This window comes from Halomicronema hongdechloris C2206 (assembly GCF_002075285.3).
Taxonomy (GTDB): Bacteria; Cyanobacteriota; Cyanobacteriia; order Phormidesmidales; family Phormidesmidaceae; genus Halomicronema_B; species Halomicronema_B hongdechloris.
In genome coordinates this window covers 4,160,322-4,176,642 of record NZ_CP021983.2, presented here as the reverse complement: position 1 = coordinate 4,176,642, position 16,321 = coordinate 4,160,322, and the positions used below count along the sequence as shown (strand labels likewise).

The following is a 16,321-nucleotide window of genomic DNA, read 5'->3' as shown; positions in this document are numbered from 1 at the left end:
GCAGCCTATCCCTTAGAATCCATAGCTCCATCGGGCCCGATAGCCCCGGGCATCAATGTGAGTGAATACTGTGGCGCTGGCTAAGCCACCTCGTCCTCCCCACCAACCATTCAAGCGAGCGTACACATCGTAGGGATGCGTGCCAGGCACGACAAAATCAACGGCATCGCCCGACATGTGACGAGAGCGAGAGGCTCCCCCCACAGCCGCATTCGTGCGCGGGTCCCGATACCAAGAATTGACCGTGATAGGCTTATTGCCAAATATCTTACGCACTTCCTCCATCGCCTTGGTGATGCGGATAATGCCATAGACCACCCCAGCATTCTCCGGCATGCGGCTACCACCATGGGTAGCCTCGCCCCAGGTAAAATTCCCCCCGTAGATGATGGGATTATTCAGGTAGTAAGTTCCTTGAAATCCCGGCAAGCGGATCGCCCTACCCGGATCCTTAGGCGTTGCCGGTGGCTTATCACGGGGTTGATTATCTGGCTCATTGCCCTCTACCTCAATGTCAGGCGCATAGGCGTACCAAGTATTGCGGTTCTCAGGCCCCAAAAAGGCATTGGCCAAGGCCAACTTCACATGATTCCCTTCCGTCGACGTATGGGAATGAAGCTCAAAGATAGTACCGTTTTTGACAAAGACTTTTTCGGAATCAGACAGCTGACTAGACAACTGCGGTTCCTGCTTGAAGAGAGTGTCGCTGATGACCTTGAGTTGGATCACCTCCCCGTCAACGCGGACATCGGGGTTATACGCATACCAAGTGTTGCGGTTCTCAGGCCCCAAAAAGGCATTGGCAATGGCCACCTTCATGTGATTGCCTGCCGCTGGCAGATAAGACTGCAACTCAAATTCGGTGCCATTTTTAACAAACACCTTTTCCCGATCTGAGAGCTCACTGGAGAGCACTGGCCGCAGCTTGAATAGTGTATCGCTGACCACCTGCAGGGTAACCGGGGAAGGACTAACGTCTACATCCGGTTCGTAGGCATACCAAACACTCTTGGCCGGATTACCCAAGGTATCGTGGGATAACTCAACCCGTAAATGATTGTTATCCGCCTTTGTATAAAACTGAATCTCGTATTCAGTACCATTCTTGACAAATACCTTGTCAGACTCAGGCAAGTCTTGCGACAGTTTAGGACTTAGCTTAAACAGTGTGTCACTGACAACCTTCAGCTTCATGGTCAGGCCACCCCAGATTGCTGGTTAGAAAGACGCCTTCTTTAGAGAAGAAGGGCGTATGGTCGAGCTTAGCGTAGCGTTAGCCGTATGGAACGCCAAGAAACATCACAGAACATTAACTTACTGTTAAGTGTCAAGCCAGTGAGTGAGCAACAGGGTGATCGAGCCACGAGTAGAGCAGACGCCTAATGCAACCGTTACCTATCCCGCCCTTCACCCTATGCCCTCTGGGCAGGCAAAGCCTTTCATGTCGCTTGGCGAAACGACTGCGTTGCTTCTTAACCCCGCCGGGGTCGCTTCGCGAGCGGAGCCGCTGACGCGCTGACTGAAAGTCATACAGGGCAAGCTCTTCACTCTTCACTCTTCACCCTATGCCCTCCGGGCAGGCAAAGCCAACGACTGCGTTGCTCCTACAGTTCGACTTCGCTCACTACGAGCGGAGCCGCTTCGCGAACAGGGCAAGCTCTTCACTCTTCACTCTTCACTCTTCACCCCTCGACTCCCCCAGGCCTGGCTAAAACACCGTAAGCCCCGGCAGAGCCTGGAGCAGCTCAGAGACTACAGTAACCGGCCATTCCCCTTCCCCTCGCCGTCCTTGTAGCAGAATCAGATGCAGACTGTAAGCGTGGGGAATCCCCTCCACCTCTAACCAGAGCCACTCGCTTTCGGCCTCGCAGGTAATTCGCTCTGCATCCATGAGCTCTGCTGCCATGGTGGTCATGGTGGCGTCTAACTGCGTCGTCAACCGACAAAAATCCTGAAACTCTGGTTCGGTGAGTTCCAGAGACCAGGATTCTCCGGCCAAGAGTGCTTTGTAGATAGGAGCTTCCGGATCCCAGCCTAAACGCCACCCGTTTCCTTGTTTCATATGACGCGCCATGGACCACCGACATCCTAACTACGGGATATTCAATGGGTTATTCACCGATGATTTCGGGTTGCGTCAGTTCATCAGACATTTCAATGATGGCCCGCAGCACGGGTTTCATCTTGGGATCATCCAGTGCATCAAAGTCTTCGTAACGACGGCGTTGGGCTCGGCTGGCCACCTGCACCGTAATCCGGTACCGGTTGGATGCGGCGTCAATCAGATCTTCGGTGCGCCGCATGATTTGATTACTGTCGAAGGGAGAATGCCTCACCATAGCCTCCAATGTTGATGCTCATAGGCTCCTAGTCTATCAAGTTGCTTCCCCTCTATGACGACAACCGCTCTGTGACAACAATCGCAGACTGCCGCAAACGGCTATTAATTCCAGCCAGGCAGATCCGTAGGGCGGCCTAGACTTCTTCTGTTACGAATTGCAACACGACTCCATGGGTGATAAAGTCCATTATCAGTTTTGGCTGCATTGCCGATACTGTCCAGACGCAAGGGTAATCACTATGAATTAGCTGGGGCCTTGCCACTGCCCCAAGGCCGGGCCCGCCGATAGTAACAGCCAGAGGCAGGCCAGTAGGCCAGCCCAGGTCAACTTTAGCCACCAAGGTGTCCCCTGAGGTAACTGCGGCTCCTGGGAGGCTGGTCGAGATTGAGAAGATCCCTTCGGGACAATCATGGGGAATCCTGTACCGTCGTAGCATCTACCCAATCTTCTCCCACCCGTATGGTGAGATCAGACTGTAAGTCGCCGGTCGACTCTGATACGACTCGGCCCATCCCCAAGACCGATGTCAGGATATCGGCACTGTCTAGATCCCCACGTTGGGCAATTACTTCAGTGCGATGCAGAGGGTCGGGCCAATTTTGCGTCACATAGACATTCTGGAAGCCCTGATCGCGCAGATAATTGGCGACGGTGCCACCAATATCGGGATCACCGGAGGCATTCTGGACGGCAATGCGGAGCCGCCGCACCGAGGTCGATTCCTGATGGCTGAGCAGGGCAACGGCGCTACTCTGGAAAAACTCGTCCATGACCTTGGCGCTGGCTTGCAGGTCAGGAATCCAATAGCTGGCGTTATAGTCACCGTTGCTAAAGTGTCCGGGCAACATCACCATCTGGAGTTGCTCTGGCTCTAGGGTCAGGACAAAGTTGGCCAGGGCCAGCATTTCTTCCAAGGTTAAGTTGGTATCGACATGGCGCTGAGCGATACGAATCGCCTGGGGTAGCCGAGGAATGACGGTGGGACTGGTGAGGCGTTGGCGCAGGGCCTTCAGCAACATCTGTTGCCGCTGCACTCGACCGATGTCCCCCTGGGCGTCTTGACGGAAGCGGGCAAATTGCTCGGCCTGATCCCCATTGAGGGTTTGCCAACCCGGTTGCAGGTTGATAGTCAACCCTTGGCTGCGGTCTTGATAGACCATGCGCTTAGGCACGAAGACGTCAACGCCACCGACTAGGTCGACGAGTTCTCGAAAGGCACTGGTGTTGATCCGCACGTAGCGGTCGATGGCAATGGGCCCCAGATTATAGGAGATGGTGCGGGCAACCAGCTCGGGTCCCCCCACAACGTTGGCGTGGTTGATTTTGTTGAGGCCGACTGCGGGAATCTCGACCCGAGTATCCCGCGGGATAGACATGATGCTGGCCCTCTGCTCGTCTGGGTTAACCCGCACCAGCAGCAGTGTATCGGTGCGTCCAGAGAACCGGGCCGGCGAGTTAGCCGCGGCGTCGGGAACCTCGTCAATCCCCATGACCAAGAGATTAACTGGGCGCTCTACCCGATAGCGAAAGCCAGCCTGCCACAGATCGGCCAGGGAATTGGTTTCGGAGCCGGGGGAAACTAACCAGCCGGGTAATGGCATCGCTAGGGCCAGAAACCCCCCGGCCATGGCTGAGACGGCGGCGGTGCCGACAAAGGCACTCCCCCATAGGCATTGCCGCAGCCGATGACGCCAGCGGGGACGAGATGGCGGCGACGGGGAGATGGCTAGGTTGGAGGCAGGATGATCGGAGGCTTGGGAGGCGGGAGATAAGGTTGGGGGTGCAGTTGTTGCATCATGGGTATTCGGAGACTGGGGAACCATGCGTACTCTATCCAAATGCCGTTCACATCCTCACAGGTCACAATCCCCACCACAGGACTGCCTGCTCCACAGGATCACTTGCTTCCACGCACTATCCGCCGAAATCGCGACGGTATATGTGTAAAACTTTGCAATCCCATGATTTGTTAATCAACATTAAGGTGATTATAGCGTTCTCGTCAGGAGCCAGAGTTAGGATAAGGCCGACATCATGGCCCCGGGGGAAGACTATGGCAACGACGCTGATTCCAGTGATTTTGGCGGGAGGCAAGGGAGAACGGTTTTGGCCCGTGAGTCGTCGTCAACGGCCTAAACAGTTCCTCAGTTTAGACGGTAGTGGTGTCAGTTTGTTGCAGGGCACAGCTCAGCGATTGCTAATGCTGACGGGGGATTGGCGTCAGCTCTGGGTGATTACAGCCGCTCATTTGGCGGATGGGGTGCGGCAGCAATTGCCGCAGTTGCCGGAGTCCAATTTGCTAGTGGAACCAGAGGGCCGCGATACGGCCCCGGCGGTGGCCTGGGCCACGTTGGAAATCGCCAAGCGTCACGGCCCCACGGCCATGGTGGGCTTTTTCCCGGCAGATCACTGGATCGACGATGACCAGCGGTTTTGTCAAACTGTCACTGCTGCAGCTGCTCTGGCGACGGAGCAGGATGCGATCGCAACGTTAGGCATTCGTCCCACCTATGCCGCCACCGGCTATGGCTACATCGAGCAGGGAGACGCCGCCGGCAGCTACGGTTCCCTGGAGGCTTATCGGGTCAGCCGCTTCACCGAGAAACCCGACCAAGCCACCGCCGCAGACTTCATCGCCAGTGGCCGCTTCAGCTGGAACAGCGGCATGTTCATCTTCCCGGCCCAGGTGATGCTGCAGGAACTCAAAACCCATGCGCCCCAGTTGATACAGCCCTTGACGGACAAGGGGGCCGCCGCCTATGGGGAGCTGACCAAACTCAGCATCGACTACGCCGTCATGGAGAAGACCGAGCGGGCCTACGTGATGCCAGTCAGCTTCGGCTGGGACGACCTGGGGGACTGGAACGCCGTGGAGCGACTGCTAAAGCAACCCGACCAGGTGAACGTGGAGCTAGCCACCCATGTGGGCCTCGACACCCAGGGCAGCATCCTCTACAGCTCTGACCCAAGCGAAGTCGTGGTCACCATCGGCCTAGACGACGTGGTGGTGGTGCGGGACGGCAACGCCACCCTAATCGTGCGCAAAGACCGCACCCAAGACATCAAAAAAGCCGTGAAGCAATTGGGCGCCGATGATCGCTTCCACCATCTACTGTAGGGGGCCAGTAGCAAATTCCTATGGCCTGGCCAGCGACATGATTATTTGAAAAGATTCTCTACCAGACAGCGAAATTCTGGTAGCAACGGAGAGGTGAGTTCATCGTCTGGCAGCAGAGTAGCTATCCGCACTAGTTGAGCATTCTGGCGGCGATAAATTTCGACGTGCTGGGTGAAGCGATCGCAAATCCAGTAGTCTTGCACTCCCTGTACGGAATAGAGTTTGAGTTTGGCGTTGCGGTCCCGACGGATGTTGCTGTCTTCAGGAGAGAGGGCTGCTGCAATCAGTTCACCACCCGGTGAGATGTCTGGCTTTGTCCAGAACTACTATGATTGAACTACTGTTGAGCCTCAGCGTGTCGTGGTATCGGTCTCTCAAATTCCGGCCCGTCAGTCCCCCAGCGACCTACCCCGGTGGTACATTGCTACCTGGCAAGACTATCTGAACAGCGTCAATACTGCCAAGGCTGAGCACTTTCGCATCTTCTTCAATCAAGGACGGTTGTTTATTGATATGGGCTGGGAAGGGGTCGACCATGCCCGCTTCAGAGAATTGTTAGCGATGATCTTTTTCGCCTGGTTTAGCCGTCGACAGCCAGGGCAGTCGTTTGACTGCTTGGGCGGATGCATTCTCGAAAAGCCTCAGCAGCGGGCGGCCTCACCGGATGAGGTGTTATACATCGGAGCGGATGTGCCTCGTTGGCAGCCGGGGGAACCGCGGCGGGTGAATCTGCGGCAGTGGCGGGTGCCGGATCTGGTGTGTGAGGTGGGTGATACCACCCTGGCCACCGATCTGGATGAGAAGAAGCAGATCTATGGCTGGCTGGAAATTCCGGAATACTGGGTGGTTGATGTGCAGGCGGCGCGGCTGATGGTGTTTCGACTGTCGCCGGAGGGGCTATATCAGCAGACGCTGACGTCGGTGGCTTTGGCGGGGTTGGAGGCGTCGCTGGTGGAGCAGGCGTTTGGACGGCTGGCAACGGAGTCGAATGGCAGTGTGGCCCAGTGGTTGGCGCAGCAGCTATGAGGCGATCGAGGGAATCGACGTGAAAACGGCTCAACCGGATTTGGAGTTCCCTTTACAGGAGACCCTGGCCGCCTGCAAACAAGTTTTGCTTGAGCACTATGGCGATAAGCTGAAATCTCTCATTCTCTATGGCTCTGCCGCGAAGGACGCGCTGACGCCAGAGAGCGACGTTGACCTACTGGTTTTGCTGGCTCCTCTGGTCAACTACTTCCAGGAGTTACGTACCATTGTTGATTTGCTTTATCCTCTCCAACTGGAAGCCAGCTATTGGCTGTCGGCTAAACCTGCGGCCCAAGACGAATTTGAGCAAGGGGTCAGTCAGTTGTATCGCAATATTCATCGAGAGGGGATCTCGCTTTGAGCCGTCCTGAGGAGATTCGGGCCAACTTTAACCGAGCGGAGTCTTCCCTAGAAGCGGCAAGAACGTTGTTATCGTCTGGTTTTCCAAATGATGCTGCATCCAGAGCTTACTATGCGGCGTTTCATGCTGCTTCTGCCTTGCTGCTTTCAAGAGATTTGACTTTTGGCAGTCATGCTGGAGTTCTGAGAGCAATCAGTCTGCACTTCGTCAAAACTGGAGCTTTAGACAAAACCTATGGACGTGATCTCAACTGGCTGGCCGAGTTGAGGCAAATTCGTGGATTATGGAGAACTCCGAAATATCTCTAGCTGGAATCTAATTTAGCTAATCTGTACTAATGCTCAGCCAGGGAAAATTGCTCACCAGCGTCAGAAGTGATCGATCGCTAATCCCCTCAGACTAGGGCACATCCCAGTTTTGCAGCCCTCACCCAACTTTGGGAGAAGGGGTTGGAGGATGAGGGCCAATCGCGTGGAATTGCAAAGTCGGGATGCACTCTCAGACTAACCCTGCATCAAGGGCGCGGCTCCGCCGACAGAATGACTTTTGCAAAACTGGGATGTATCCTAATAGTCGGTACTAACCATCTAAGCCGCGATACAGGTCAGCAATGGCAAATTCCAAGTCAATACTCTTGAGGAGAACGCGATCGCCCATCCTATAAACGACGCTTTCCCAGGTATTACCAGGGGTGCGGCGACGGCATTCTACCCGCTGACTGTCTTGGAAAATCAGCATATATTCTTCTAAAGATGCCAGCTTTTGATAATCATCGAACTTTTCACTGAGATCGAATGCTTGGGTACTGGGTGACAGGACTTCTGCAATTAGTTTTGGGTAGCGTTTGATATAGCGATCGGCTCTATCGCGCGGATCGCAGGTAATGAAGGCGTCGGGATAGTCATAAAACTCGTCTTGGTAGTTAACTTTCACATTGCCGGAATGGAATCGACACTCAGAATCGCCCAAATGTAGGTTAATGAGGGTAAGCAGGTTGAGGGCCAGACGATCGTGATTGTCGGTACCCCCAGCCATAGCATAGGCTAAGCCCCGGCGATACTCGTGGCGAATGGGGCTTTGGGTTTCGAGATCTAGATATTCTTCGGGGCTGAGGTAGTGGGGGACGGCAATCATTGCACTGGCCTTGTGGACGACCTAGGTAACTTTATTGTAGAAGTCACCGTGTTCTCGCCCGATCTCCCCTGCCAGAAGTAAACTCATGTTCCAGTCAGGAACATGAAGTCTTGTGCAAAGGCTGTCAGAAGCTGCGGAGTCAGCAAGCGCATCGGCGATTACTGATTCCATGCATACCGTTTGCACGTGCGCCGCGCTTCTCTGGTGACCTTTGCTATTCTCTAGAATAGAAGACTAGGCAGGCCTATGACGTTAGCTATTGCGCTTGAACCTGCACCGATCAAAGCTGATGCTCAAGGTGTTGTCCGAGTTGCTGAAACTCGTGTCACGCTAGACACCGTTGTGATTGCTTTTCTGGAGGGCTGCACTCCAGAAGAAATCGGGGAGCAATACCCATCCTTACAGCTTTCCGATATTTACCTTGTGATGGCTACTACCTCAGGCACCGGGACGAGGTTCATGCCTACGAAGACTTGCAAAAGTCTGTTGAGAGATTGCTTGCATTATCCCATCTGCTACTCACCAAGTAGGCAACTCATGCTTTCTACTACTCTTCAAGCGGCAAAGGCTGCGCGCTGGTGGCTGCCATAAGCCCGGTTCTGGTTAGGCCATTCAATCCTCAGGTATGATCGCAGGAATGATTTGATCACGATCCATTCGGTAAATCCTGAAATCACCATCAATCGTAAAGACTTTGCTTCCCGAATATTGCTCAGCCATTCTCACCAAGCAGGCATCTGCTAAAGACATTGGTACTGACCGATAACGCTGCAACAACTTCCTAACTGAATCCAACTCTTCAGAAAGCTGCCAGGGAATTTGCACCAGCCGATCAGCCAACAGACCCATCAAAGCTTCTCTTCCATTATGGACTCGTCCTAACAAAAAATGAGCTTCGGAAATTACAGCCTCACAGGTGAATAAAGGCGGTTGGATCAGGCTCAGTTCGTTGACAGCCCATTCATGCCATTGATCACGTCGATTAATAATGGCGACTAGCGGACCCGTGTCGATTATTAGATGAGACTGCGCCATTAAGTCCCATAGCCTTCCATATAATTGGGATTTGTCGAAAGATCTCCTGGTCCTTCGGTGCAACCAACATATTGTCGGGCGGCTTCAACGAATGAGCTTTCTAAAGGTTGGGGAAGCTCTATAGAACTTGCCTGGGGTGTAGCTCTTGAAATGAGAAATTCCACGAAGTCTAAAACCTCTTGCTGTTTTTCCTGAGATAGAACCTTCATTTTTTCTAAGACTTGGCTTTCTAAGAGATTCATAGGCTAATTCCTTATTTCCTGCACTGAGAGATGACTGGCTAAGAGCTTGAGAACAAAGCTCACAGTGATTCTCATGCCTCGAATCGTGGGTTGACCGAGGCAAACATTGGGATCGACTGTGATTCGCTCTAGCGTTTCCATAGGGAACCTGTGAGGATGGCTGTCTCTGAATCTTAACTGCTGTGGGTTTGGCGAATTAGGATGTGGAGGGCATCGCGCCAACCCTGCTTACAAGATACGACGAGTTTACTTCCAGGCTTAGCGATCGTAAGTAAGCCATGCTTCCCTCGCGAACGTACCGAATACATTTTACTGTTCTGCCTCGCTATCTGCTGCAATTTTATTCGAGTAAGCTTTAGGATCTTGTTCAATGCTCTCCGTTGAAGGATCTAAATCAACGGTGTGACCAGCCGTCTTACTGATCCTAATAAGATGATTTAAGAGAACTATAGATGAACGAATATCACCACGTGCAGCATCAATTCTTGCTCTATCAAGAAGGCTAGGATGCACTGGATAGTCTGGGCAAGTTAATTCGTATTCTGTTAATTCTGAGCCAATATAGTTGAGCCATTCTTCAGAGGTCAAATTTCGCTTGACTCTCTGACAAACCCTCGCAGCCAACTCTGCTGTATCAATCAGCCATATCTTTGCTGTGTGGTTAGCACTGGTGGAGACAATTCGAGTCCCATCAGGACTAAAAGCTACAGAGGTAGTGTTCTTATGACTAAATCGAGCGACTTCTGAACCATCGGAAGTTTTCCAGACTCTTATCGTATCATCATCACTAGAAGAGACTATAAGTTCACCATTGGGGCTAAAATCTGCATCATTAAATTGATGGCCATGAGTAAACTGGCTTATCTTATTGCGCTCAGAAGGAAGCTCTAAAATCTCTACCAACCCTCTATTAAACAAGCTGTCACTTCGAAAAATCCGGCTTCCATCCGGACTAAATGGTTTTCCTCTATCCCACGCTTCAGGGTTGAAATACTGAGTCCTCAAATCCCTGAAATTAATAAGAAATCCCTTTCGGTAATTAGGCTCAGAAACTTCTTGCCCAGTATCAGTATTCCAAAACCTCCAGTCTTCACCATCATAATGAGCAAGCCATTTACTATCAGAGCTGAAGAAGATATTTCTGTTAAATCCAGAATCAGTATGAATTATTTCATTATAGTCATTTGTATCCCATACTCTAATGGTACTATCCCTATTGGAAATCGGAGTTTCACGATCTCCACTGTAGCTTAAAGAGAATAATCGACTTCCATCAGCACTAAAGGCAGCAAATTCAATATTGTGTTCATGCTTTATTTCCTCTAATGCTAGGCCAGTTTTGATATCCCACACTCGTAACGTTTTGTCAGCATCAACAGAAACTATTTGATTCTTGGTGGGATTAAACGATGCGAATAAAACTGGATTTTTATGATCAAAACTTTTCAATTCTTGTCCAGTATATGTGTTCCATAATCTTGCTGTTCCGTCATCACTTGCAGAAATAACATTCGTTCCATCTGGGTTAAAAGTAGCAAAGTTAATACTATCATTGTGTTTGAGAGAAAATTCTTCGTTAGTATCAGTGTCAACATTCCAAACTTTTAGAGTTGGCATATCAAGAGGAATCCAGTAATTACTTAAGCCAGTATCTGTGACACTAGCAGAAGCAATTTTCGTTCCATCAAGACTAAAATTAATTGCTCGAATATATCCCTCATGATTAAAGCGAGCAACTTCTCTTCTGACATTGATACTCCATACTCTTACCATATCATCCGCCGTCACAAAGGCTATCTGACTCTCGTTGGGACTAAATTTGAAAGATTTAACTTCAAGACCATCCTGAGAATAAAAAACTTCTTTTCCATCAGAGGATCTGTGTACCTTCAAAACTCCGTCTTTGTCAAGAAAAGCGAACCATTTGCCATTATGACTGAATAAAGCAGAGTAATAGTCTGCGTGACTGATCCAAGAAATTCTAGATCCTTTGAAAGTATCCCATAGCAATATGCCATCATCGCCTTCGCTACTAGAAATGAACCGCTTCCCATCAGGACTTAATTTAACCGCATAGTCAAACTTTTGAAGATTTGCTATTTGTATTTGATTTATCTCTTTTCCAGTATGGATATCCCATGTCTTTACTATACCCTCCAAATTGATAGAGATAATTTTTGCATCATCTACTCTAAACGAAAAATCTTGAAACAGATCTAAGTCAGTAATTTCACGAATTTTCTTGCCACTCTTAATATCCCGAATTTCTAGCAAGTAAGGATTGTATTTAAAAGCTAAAATAAACGATTTTCCGTCAGAGTTAAAAACAATCGAATCAACAGGGCTATCTAATTCAAAGCGAAACAATTCTTTTTGGGTCGATACATCTACTCCAAAAAACACTTCATCTGTGCTACTGTAAAAAATCTTTTCTCCGTCAGAACTAAAAGTGACAGAGTCTATAGTTACCTCATGATCTATTCGAAAAATCTCCTTCTGAGTCGCAACATCCCAAATTCTCGCCTCACCAGACCAGAAAGAGCTTTCAGGAGTTTGATAAAAAACAACAATTTTCTCACCATCGGGACTAAAGATCGCAGAGTCAATAAAGTAATTATGTCCAATGGTGAAAGATGTTATGCCAATAGAACCCCAAGACACAATCTCATTAATATGGTCAAGATAGATGAACTCACTCTCAGGGAGAACATTTAAACTACTTCGGAGCGCTCGGTCAACTTCTAAGGATGATTTTTTCATCAGTTGAAACTGCTGCCAGGACTTGACTGCTAGTAAAGCTCCTGCTTTTTGTTGTTGTACTTCTTGTTGACTCACTAGAGACTCAGCTTGCAGCGCTAACTGTTGAGTCTTAGATAGAAATGCAGTTCGATGTGCCTGACGACCAAACCAAGCTATGCCTCCAGTCATTACTCCTAATGCCCCGACTATTCCCCAAACTAAAATTTTTCGTAGTTTTCTTGCACGTGTAGATGCTTGATAAAACTGAAGCTGTAAGGTAGTCATGTCTTGCTGAAAAGACGCGAAATAGGTGTGTAAGAGATCCAAGTCGGGTCGTCGCCACAGCAGTCCCTCAGGTCGTCCTTGCTTCTCCCAATACGTTGCCGCTGCCTCCAGTCGCCGCTGAAAGCGAATATCGTCTCGACTGCTGTCTAGCCAGTCATACAACTGCTGCCAATGGTCAAACAGCGCCTCATGGGTCACTTCTGCCGTTTCTTGCTTAGCCTCGTGGGCGAGGGTCACCAATCTTGCCCCCGGTGAGGCAAACCGATGGATCACCTGCTTCACCGCTTCTGGCGTATCCCGACTTGCCACCAAACTCTCTAACGCCGCCCGTCGCCGAGTATCGCGGGTGCCTTCCCCAAGCTGCACCAACCCCACAAAGACCCGTCTGGCAATGGCTTGTTCGTCCTGGTTCAGACGCTCATAGATCTCCTGAGCCTTCCCCGCCAGTGCACCGCCCACACCGCCCATCTCACGGTACAGGTCAGCCGGGGATTTCCCTGCCCTAACCCGTCCCACATCCGGGTCAGGGCAAATTGCAACAGCGGTAACGCCCCCTCCCGTCCTTCCGTATCCTTCACCAGCAAATCAATCGTGGCTTCATCCAGGGGATGTCCAGCCTGCTTCGCGGGTTCAGCAATGGCCCGGCGCAACTCCTCTGGAGTCATGGCTTGCACGACGGGATTATATCCCGCGCTGCCCAGAATCTGATTCAGCACTGGATGTTGCTGGGTTTCTCCCAAGAAGTCGCTCCGCAGCGTGATCACCACCGATACATTGCCCGTCGGGTCACCCGCCGCATGGATTAACGTCTCAATAAAGGCCTGCCGCTCACTAACGTCTTTACAGAGCGAATAAACCTCCTCAAACTGATCCACCAGTATCACCAGCGGCGAATCTTGAATCTGGGGCATCAGGTTGGCAATGCGGCGCAGACCATCGTAGTCTCCCGTTTCAGCCTGCAACCTCAGCTCAGCCGCAAACTCCCGTGTTTTAGTCACCGGCATGGAGTCTTGAGTCACAGCTTTAGCTAGCACCCCTGCCAAGGCTGCAACCGGGTGAGTGCCCGGCACCAGCACCGCCACCCGCATCTGTTCTTTCCCTGGTAGCGGTCGTCGAGCCAGTTCAGGAATCAGGCCCGCTCTCGCCAGGGAAGATTTGCCACACCCCGATGGCCCCAAGATTGGCAGGACTCTCGGAACCGTAGATTGCTCAACCAGAGTCTGAAACCACTGCCAGAGTCGTTCGACTTGTGCTTCCCGGCCAAAGTAGCGATCGCTATCACGCTCCTTAAACGCCGCTAATCCCTTGTAGGGGTTGGGGCCAATGGCGGGATTATCTGCCGCTGGTTGCGGCTGCCGTTGCTCTAGACTCTGCTGGATCACATAGATGGTGTTGCCATCCCCAGACACGATGGCACTGCCAACGGCGCTGTCCTCGATGCGAATGCTGCGGTCAGGTTGGGGCTCGGTCATCGCTTGCGGAATTCCCCTAATGCTGAGATGGTATCTGCCCTACAGCGTTAATCCCACCAGCGGCAGCAGCTTATAGCCCTGCTTGCCTAGCCAGCCAGCCGCCGCTTCCACATGGGGCCGCAGCTTGTCGATGGCCTCGGCGAATCCAGCCAGGCTCTGGGCGTAGGTCAGGCCCGTTTCTAAAGTGGTGGCGATGGCGCTCTTATCCGGCTCTGGCTTGGCGGCCTCCTGCGCTAGCTTCTGGGCGACCCCGGTGGCCACCGGGTCATCAAAGCCGGCCAGCAGCGTTTGCAAGGCCTTCAGTTCGGCCTGGATATCGACCGTTTCCGGCGACGGTAATGATGCCGGTTGAACCTGCACCGTGTTGTGGTCGCCGGTAACCACGGCGCTGCCGGTGATGTCACCGCCAACCTGCACAGAGCGATCTGCAGGAGAATCCTGGGGAGTTGCCATCCGGGAAGGGGAGTTAACGACTTACTCAATACCCTACACAGAACCCCCTGATATTTCCGTGGCTCTTTTCATTTTCTTACGGGGTGCGATCGCAAGATTGACTCCCCAGCTGCTATGGAGCTTTCGACATCTTGGGTTACTAGCTAGAATCTCAACGTTCCAGCCTGAATCTGGGAGGCAGAGAGGTGCGATCGCATCCTAGACCCCCGAGATCGAATCCCACAAGCTTGGGATCCCATAATTCAAGCTTGAGATCCCATAACACAAGCTCGTGATCTAACAACACAAGCTTCTGCTCCCATAACACAAGCTCGTGATCTAACAACACAAGCTTCTGCTCCTATAACTCAAGGTTGTGCTCCCATAACACAAGCTTGTGATCTAACAACACAAGCTTGGATCTCAGGTTTCAAGGCGTCGTCAGGTCGCCCTACCGTAATCCTACTCAGCCATGATGTATCCAAAAAATCATCATATCCAGCAGTTCTTCTGAGGGAACTCCCCCAGGCGTGAAGCTACTGTAGGTACAGAGCTCGAGAGAGAAGCCTGCCAGAAACCACAAGCCCCAACCCGGTTCACGGCAGCACCAAGATTCAGCCAACGCAATCGCCCCTGCGATCAGAACTCGGCGCCAGCCCTCATCGCTGCGATGTCTGCAGCCTCGATGGCACAGCAGCGATGGGAGTCGTCAGTGTCGGGTCTCCCTAATCCGGTCATACCGGGCGGCTGCTTCCTGGCGACGGCTTCCCAATCCCAGGCTCCCCATAGCTGTTTATGAATAGGTGAACAAAATGGTATACCGGAAACGTACAACCTCTCGCACTCTCGAACAGGCGGAAGTTCGCGCCGCTGGCCTCGCGGCCATTGATCCTGCCATCGACTTTGGTGATGATCGTTCCCTAGACACCTTCAACCAGCGGATCGATAGTCTGCGGGATAAGCTCAGTGCCTACAACACCGCCCTGACAGAAGTCGATACGCTGCGTAGCGAAATCATCTCCCTGGAACAAGACCTGAGGCAAATGTCTTCGCAGATGCTAACCGGAGTGGCCTTTCAATACGGCAAAGACAGCATCGAGTATCAGATGGCCGGAGGCGTGCGACGCCAAGACCGCATTCGTCGCAGCAGTCACGCCCGCATCGAAGCCGATCCACCGGCGGCCGCTGCACAGTAGTCGACAAATTTGGCTGGTCGAATTTCGTTTCTGCGATTGGGCTAAGTCCCAATCGCTTTTTTATGGTTGGAAATAGGAGGAAACCGGATTCAATCTCCTCCAGAATTGGGGAATGCAAGGGGGCTATGCGCAAGCCCTAAATGATTCATTCCGCTTCCCCACACCCAGCCGTACAGATGCCATCGCCGTTGAAGGAAAGGCGGTGGCCACTGAGGGGAAGATACACAGGCGTATCGGTGGCCTCCAGGAAGGTAGCCGTCTTTGTATTGGGTTGCAGCACGCCGCTACGGGGAGCAGCTTCGTTGGCATGGGAGGCGATCACAGATAAACCACTAGGCCATTAGAAAAGGTAATCACATAGCCGGTGGAGGGTCCCACATAGGCCCTCAGTCCGGCAGCATTCAGGCTTTCTCCCAATTCTCCCTCGATGAAATCACCGCTGAGACCGTTGGAGTGGACGGCGGGAACCGTGGTGAAACTGACGCCATCGACGGTATGGGATGCCCCGAAACGGACCAGCTGTACTGATTCCGGATCGCCGCCGAGATTAGCCACTTTCTGGGATAGAAACTTGGCCATTTCACCCCCCCACGATTTGTAGCTGTATCGACCAAAAACAGAATCTCTACTCTGCCTTACCCCTTGGGAGGATGGGGGTCATTGCCGTAGCTGTTCTTCTGACGAATGCGACCATTCTTACCATGCACAATTTGCTCTGACCATGCACAATTCGCTCTGAAGCCTGGTTTTTGGCAATATTGCGAGCAATCTCTATCGCCTCTCTTTGGGTTTCCGTCACCCGCGTCGCCCGATCAGCGCCTTCAGCTTTTACCGCCCAGCCATCAGGATGAGGAACAACATGTTGATTTTTGCCGCTTTGTGACTTTGACATTAGGACCCTTCACCAAGGAGTGTTAGATTTATAAGACAATACTAGGT

At 51.9% G+C, this 16,321-nt stretch carries 18 protein-coding genes and 3 pseudogenes; 6 read left to right on the top strand and 15 right to left on the bottom strand.

The genetic code is table 11. The features are described from left to right. Positions 1-12: 12 nt before the first annotated feature. The 4 genes from XM38_RS18930 to XM38_RS18915 all read right to left on the bottom strand — a co-directional run bounded on the left by XM38_RS18930 (position 13) and on the right by XM38_RS18915 (position 4,165). Positions 13-1,194 carry a D-Ala-D-Ala carboxypeptidase family metallohydrolase gene (locus XM38_RS18930; protein ID WP_080808319.1) on the bottom strand — a complete coding sequence of 394 codons (1,182 nt, stop codon included), beginning with the start codon at positions 1,192-1,194 and terminating at the stop codon, positions 13-15. A 514-nt stretch (positions 1,195-1,708) separates the two neighbouring features. Next, a complete protein-coding gene (locus tag XM38_RS18925) occupies positions 1,709-2,074 on the bottom strand; it encodes a DUF1818 family protein (RefSeq protein WP_080808316.1) in 366 nt (121 codons plus the stop codon). A gap of 37 nt (positions 2,075-2,111) precedes the next feature. Then, positions 2,112-2,339, bottom strand: a complete 228-nt coding sequence (locus XM38_RS18920; protein WP_080808313.1) for a DNA-directed RNA polymerase subunit omega — start codon at positions 2,337-2,339, stop codon at positions 2,112-2,114. Positions 2,340-2,749: 410 nt separating this feature from the next. Then, a complete protein-coding gene (locus XM38_RS18915; RefSeq protein ID WP_080808309.1) occupies positions 2,750-4,165 on the bottom strand; it encodes an LCP family protein in 1,416 nt (471 codons plus the stop codon). Positions 4,166-4,395: 230 nt separating this feature from the next. Between XM38_RS18915 and XM38_RS18910 the strand changes: the two genes are divergently transcribed. After that, the gene (locus XM38_RS18910) at positions 4,396-5,460 is read left to right on the top strand and encodes a mannose-1-phosphate guanylyltransferase (RefSeq protein ID WP_080808304.1); all 1,065 of its coding nucleotides are present in this window, start codon (positions 4,396-4,398) and stop codon (positions 5,458-5,460) included. Positions 5,461-5,501: 41 nt separating this feature from the next. Here the strand turns inward: XM38_RS18910 and XM38_RS27200 are convergent, their stop codons facing one another. Next, complete coding sequence (locus XM38_RS27200) at positions 5,502-5,663, bottom strand: Uma2 family endonuclease (protein WP_256995681.1); 162 nt, start codon at positions 5,661-5,663, stop codon at positions 5,502-5,504. 157 nt (positions 5,664-5,820) lie between these two features. Here XM38_RS27200 and XM38_RS18900 point away from each other — a divergent pair, with 157 nt between their 5' ends. The 3 genes from XM38_RS18900 to XM38_RS18890 are packed head-to-tail and all read left to right on the top strand — an operon-like array spanning position 5,821 to position 7,155. Further along, positions 5,821-6,486 (top strand): Uma2 family endonuclease, encoded by a 666-nt coding sequence (locus tag XM38_RS18900; protein ID WP_080814344.1) that lies wholly within the window; start codon positions 5,821-5,823, stop codon positions 6,484-6,486. Further along, complete coding sequence (locus XM38_RS18895) at positions 6,449-6,847, top strand: nucleotidyltransferase family protein (protein ID WP_088430696.1); 399 nt, start codon at positions 6,449-6,451, stop codon at positions 6,845-6,847. Before XM38_RS18900 ends, XM38_RS18895 begins: the two co-directional genes overlap by 38 nt. Further along, entirely contained in the window at positions 6,844-7,155 is a 312-nt protein-coding gene (locus tag XM38_RS18890; RefSeq protein ID WP_088430694.1) for a HEPN domain-containing protein, read from the top strand. The genes XM38_RS18895 and XM38_RS18890 overlap by 4 nt, the downstream gene beginning before the upstream one ends. A gap of 271 nt (positions 7,156-7,426) precedes the next feature. Here the strand turns inward: XM38_RS18890 and XM38_RS18885 are convergent, their stop codons facing one another. After that, a complete protein-coding gene (locus XM38_RS18885; protein WP_088430692.1) occupies positions 7,427-7,981 on the bottom strand; it encodes a Uma2 family endonuclease in 555 nt (184 codons plus the stop codon). 246 nt (positions 7,982-8,227) lie between these two features. On the opposite strand from XM38_RS18885, the pseudogene XM38_RS29130 reads away from it, so the two are divergent. Beyond that, positions 8,228-8,448 (top strand): annotated as a pseudogene (locus XM38_RS29130) (DUF433 domain-containing protein); the annotation flags it as partial. 145 nt (positions 8,449-8,593) lie between these two features. Here XM38_RS29130 and XM38_RS18875 read toward each other — a convergent pair. The 6 genes and pseudogenes from XM38_RS18875 to XM38_RS18850 all read right to left on the bottom strand — a co-directional run bounded on the left by XM38_RS18875 (position 8,594) and on the right by XM38_RS18850 (position 14,207). Further along, on the bottom strand, positions 8,594-9,016 hold the full coding sequence (locus tag XM38_RS18875) for a type II toxin-antitoxin system VapC family toxin (protein ID WP_080808291.1): 423 nt from the start codon (positions 9,014-9,016) through the stop codon (positions 8,594-8,596). Next, on the bottom strand, positions 9,016-9,258 hold the full coding sequence (locus tag XM38_RS18870; RefSeq protein WP_080808288.1) for a DUF2281 domain-containing protein: 243 nt from the start codon (positions 9,256-9,258) through the stop codon (positions 9,016-9,018). Before XM38_RS18870 ends, XM38_RS18875 begins: the two co-directional genes overlap by 1 nt. 12 nt (positions 9,259-9,270) lie before the next feature. Beyond that, a pseudogene (locus tag XM38_RS18865) lies at positions 9,271-9,399 on the bottom strand (DUF433 domain-containing protein); the annotation flags it as partial. 168 nt (positions 9,400-9,567) lie between these two features. Next, positions 9,568-12,741: a WD40 repeat domain-containing protein gene (locus XM38_RS18860; RefSeq protein WP_187329468.1), complete on the bottom strand. Its 3,174-nt coding sequence runs from the start codon at positions 12,739-12,741 to the stop codon at positions 9,568-9,570. Continuing rightward, entirely contained in the window at positions 12,693-13,754 is a 1,062-nt protein-coding gene (locus XM38_RS18855; RefSeq protein ID WP_080808279.1) for an nSTAND1 domain-containing NTPase, read from the bottom strand. Before XM38_RS18855 ends, XM38_RS18860 begins: the two co-directional genes overlap by 49 nt. Before the next feature lie 39 nt (positions 13,755-13,793). Next, positions 13,794-14,207 (bottom strand): hypothetical protein, encoded by a 414-nt coding sequence (locus XM38_RS18850; protein WP_187329467.1) that lies wholly within the window; start codon positions 14,205-14,207, stop codon positions 13,794-13,796. A gap of 791 nt (positions 14,208-14,998) precedes the next feature. Here XM38_RS18850 and XM38_RS18845 point away from each other — a divergent pair. Then, positions 14,999-15,382 (top strand): hypothetical protein, encoded by a 384-nt coding sequence (locus XM38_RS18845; protein WP_080808275.1) that lies wholly within the window; start codon positions 14,999-15,001, stop codon positions 15,380-15,382. 145 nt (positions 15,383-15,527) lie between these two features. On the opposite strand, the gene XM38_RS26490 is transcribed toward XM38_RS18845, so the two are convergent. The 3 genes and pseudogenes from XM38_RS26490 to XM38_RS18835 form a co-directional block, all read right to left on the bottom strand. After that, positions 15,528-15,704, bottom strand: a complete 177-nt coding sequence (locus XM38_RS26490) for a hypothetical protein (RefSeq protein WP_202978923.1) — start codon at positions 15,702-15,704, stop codon at positions 15,528-15,530. Next, positions 15,701-15,961 (bottom strand): hypothetical protein, encoded by a 261-nt coding sequence (locus XM38_RS26485; protein WP_202978922.1) that lies wholly within the window; start codon positions 15,959-15,961, stop codon positions 15,701-15,703. Before XM38_RS26485 ends, XM38_RS26490 begins: the two co-directional genes overlap by 4 nt. A 56-nt stretch (positions 15,962-16,017) precedes the next feature. Then, positions 16,018-16,274: pseudogene (locus tag XM38_RS18835) on the bottom strand (DUF2188 domain-containing protein). Between the last annotated feature and the right edge of the window lie 47 nt (positions 16,275-16,321).

Excerpts from the sequence above, each read along its gene's own strand:
- XM38_RS18855 (WP_080808279.1), bottom strand. The coding sequence starts at position 13,754 with ATGACCGAGCCCCAACCTGACCGCAGCATTCGCATCGAGGACAGCGCC.
- XM38_RS18915 (WP_080808309.1), bottom strand. The coding sequence starts at position 4,165 with ATGGTTCCCCAGTCTCCGAATACCCATGATGCAACAACTGCACCCCCA.
- XM38_RS18925 (WP_080808316.1), bottom strand. The coding sequence starts at position 2,074 with ATGGCGCGTCATATGAAACAAGGAAACGGGTGGCGTTTAGGCTGGGAT.
- XM38_RS18910 (WP_080808304.1), top strand. The coding sequence starts at position 4,396 with ATGGCAACGACGCTGATTCCAGTGATTTTGGCGGGAGGCAAGGGAGAA.
- XM38_RS18930 (WP_080808319.1), bottom strand. The coding sequence starts at position 1,194 with ATGAAGCTGAAGGTTGTCAGTGACACACTGTTTAAGCTAAGTCCTAAA.
- XM38_RS18885 (WP_088430692.1), bottom strand. The coding sequence starts at position 7,981 with ATGATTGCCGTCCCCCACTACCTCAGCCCCGAAGAATATCTAGATCTC.
- XM38_RS18875 (WP_080808291.1), bottom strand. The coding sequence starts at position 9,016 with ATGGCGCAGTCTCATCTAATAATCGACACGGGTCCGCTAGTCGCCATT.
- XM38_RS18850 (WP_187329467.1), bottom strand. The coding sequence starts at position 14,207 with ATGGCAACTCCCCAGGATTCTCCTGCAGATCGCTCTGTGCAGGTTGGC.
- XM38_RS18870 (WP_080808288.1), bottom strand. The coding sequence starts at position 9,258 with ATGAATCTCTTAGAAAGCCAAGTCTTAGAAAAAATGAAGGTTCTATCT.
- XM38_RS26485 (WP_202978922.1), bottom strand. The coding sequence starts at position 15,961 with ATGGCCAAGTTTCTATCCCAGAAAGTGGCTAATCTCGGCGGCGATCCG.
- XM38_RS18920 (WP_080808313.1), bottom strand. The coding sequence starts at position 2,339 with ATGGTGAGGCATTCTCCCTTCGACAGTAATCAAATCATGCGGCGCACC.
- XM38_RS18845 (WP_080808275.1), top strand. The coding sequence starts at position 14,999 with ATGGTATACCGGAAACGTACAACCTCTCGCACTCTCGAACAGGCGGAA.
- XM38_RS18895 (WP_088430696.1), top strand. The coding sequence starts at position 6,449 with ATGGCAGTGTGGCCCAGTGGTTGGCGCAGCAGCTATGAGGCGATCGAG.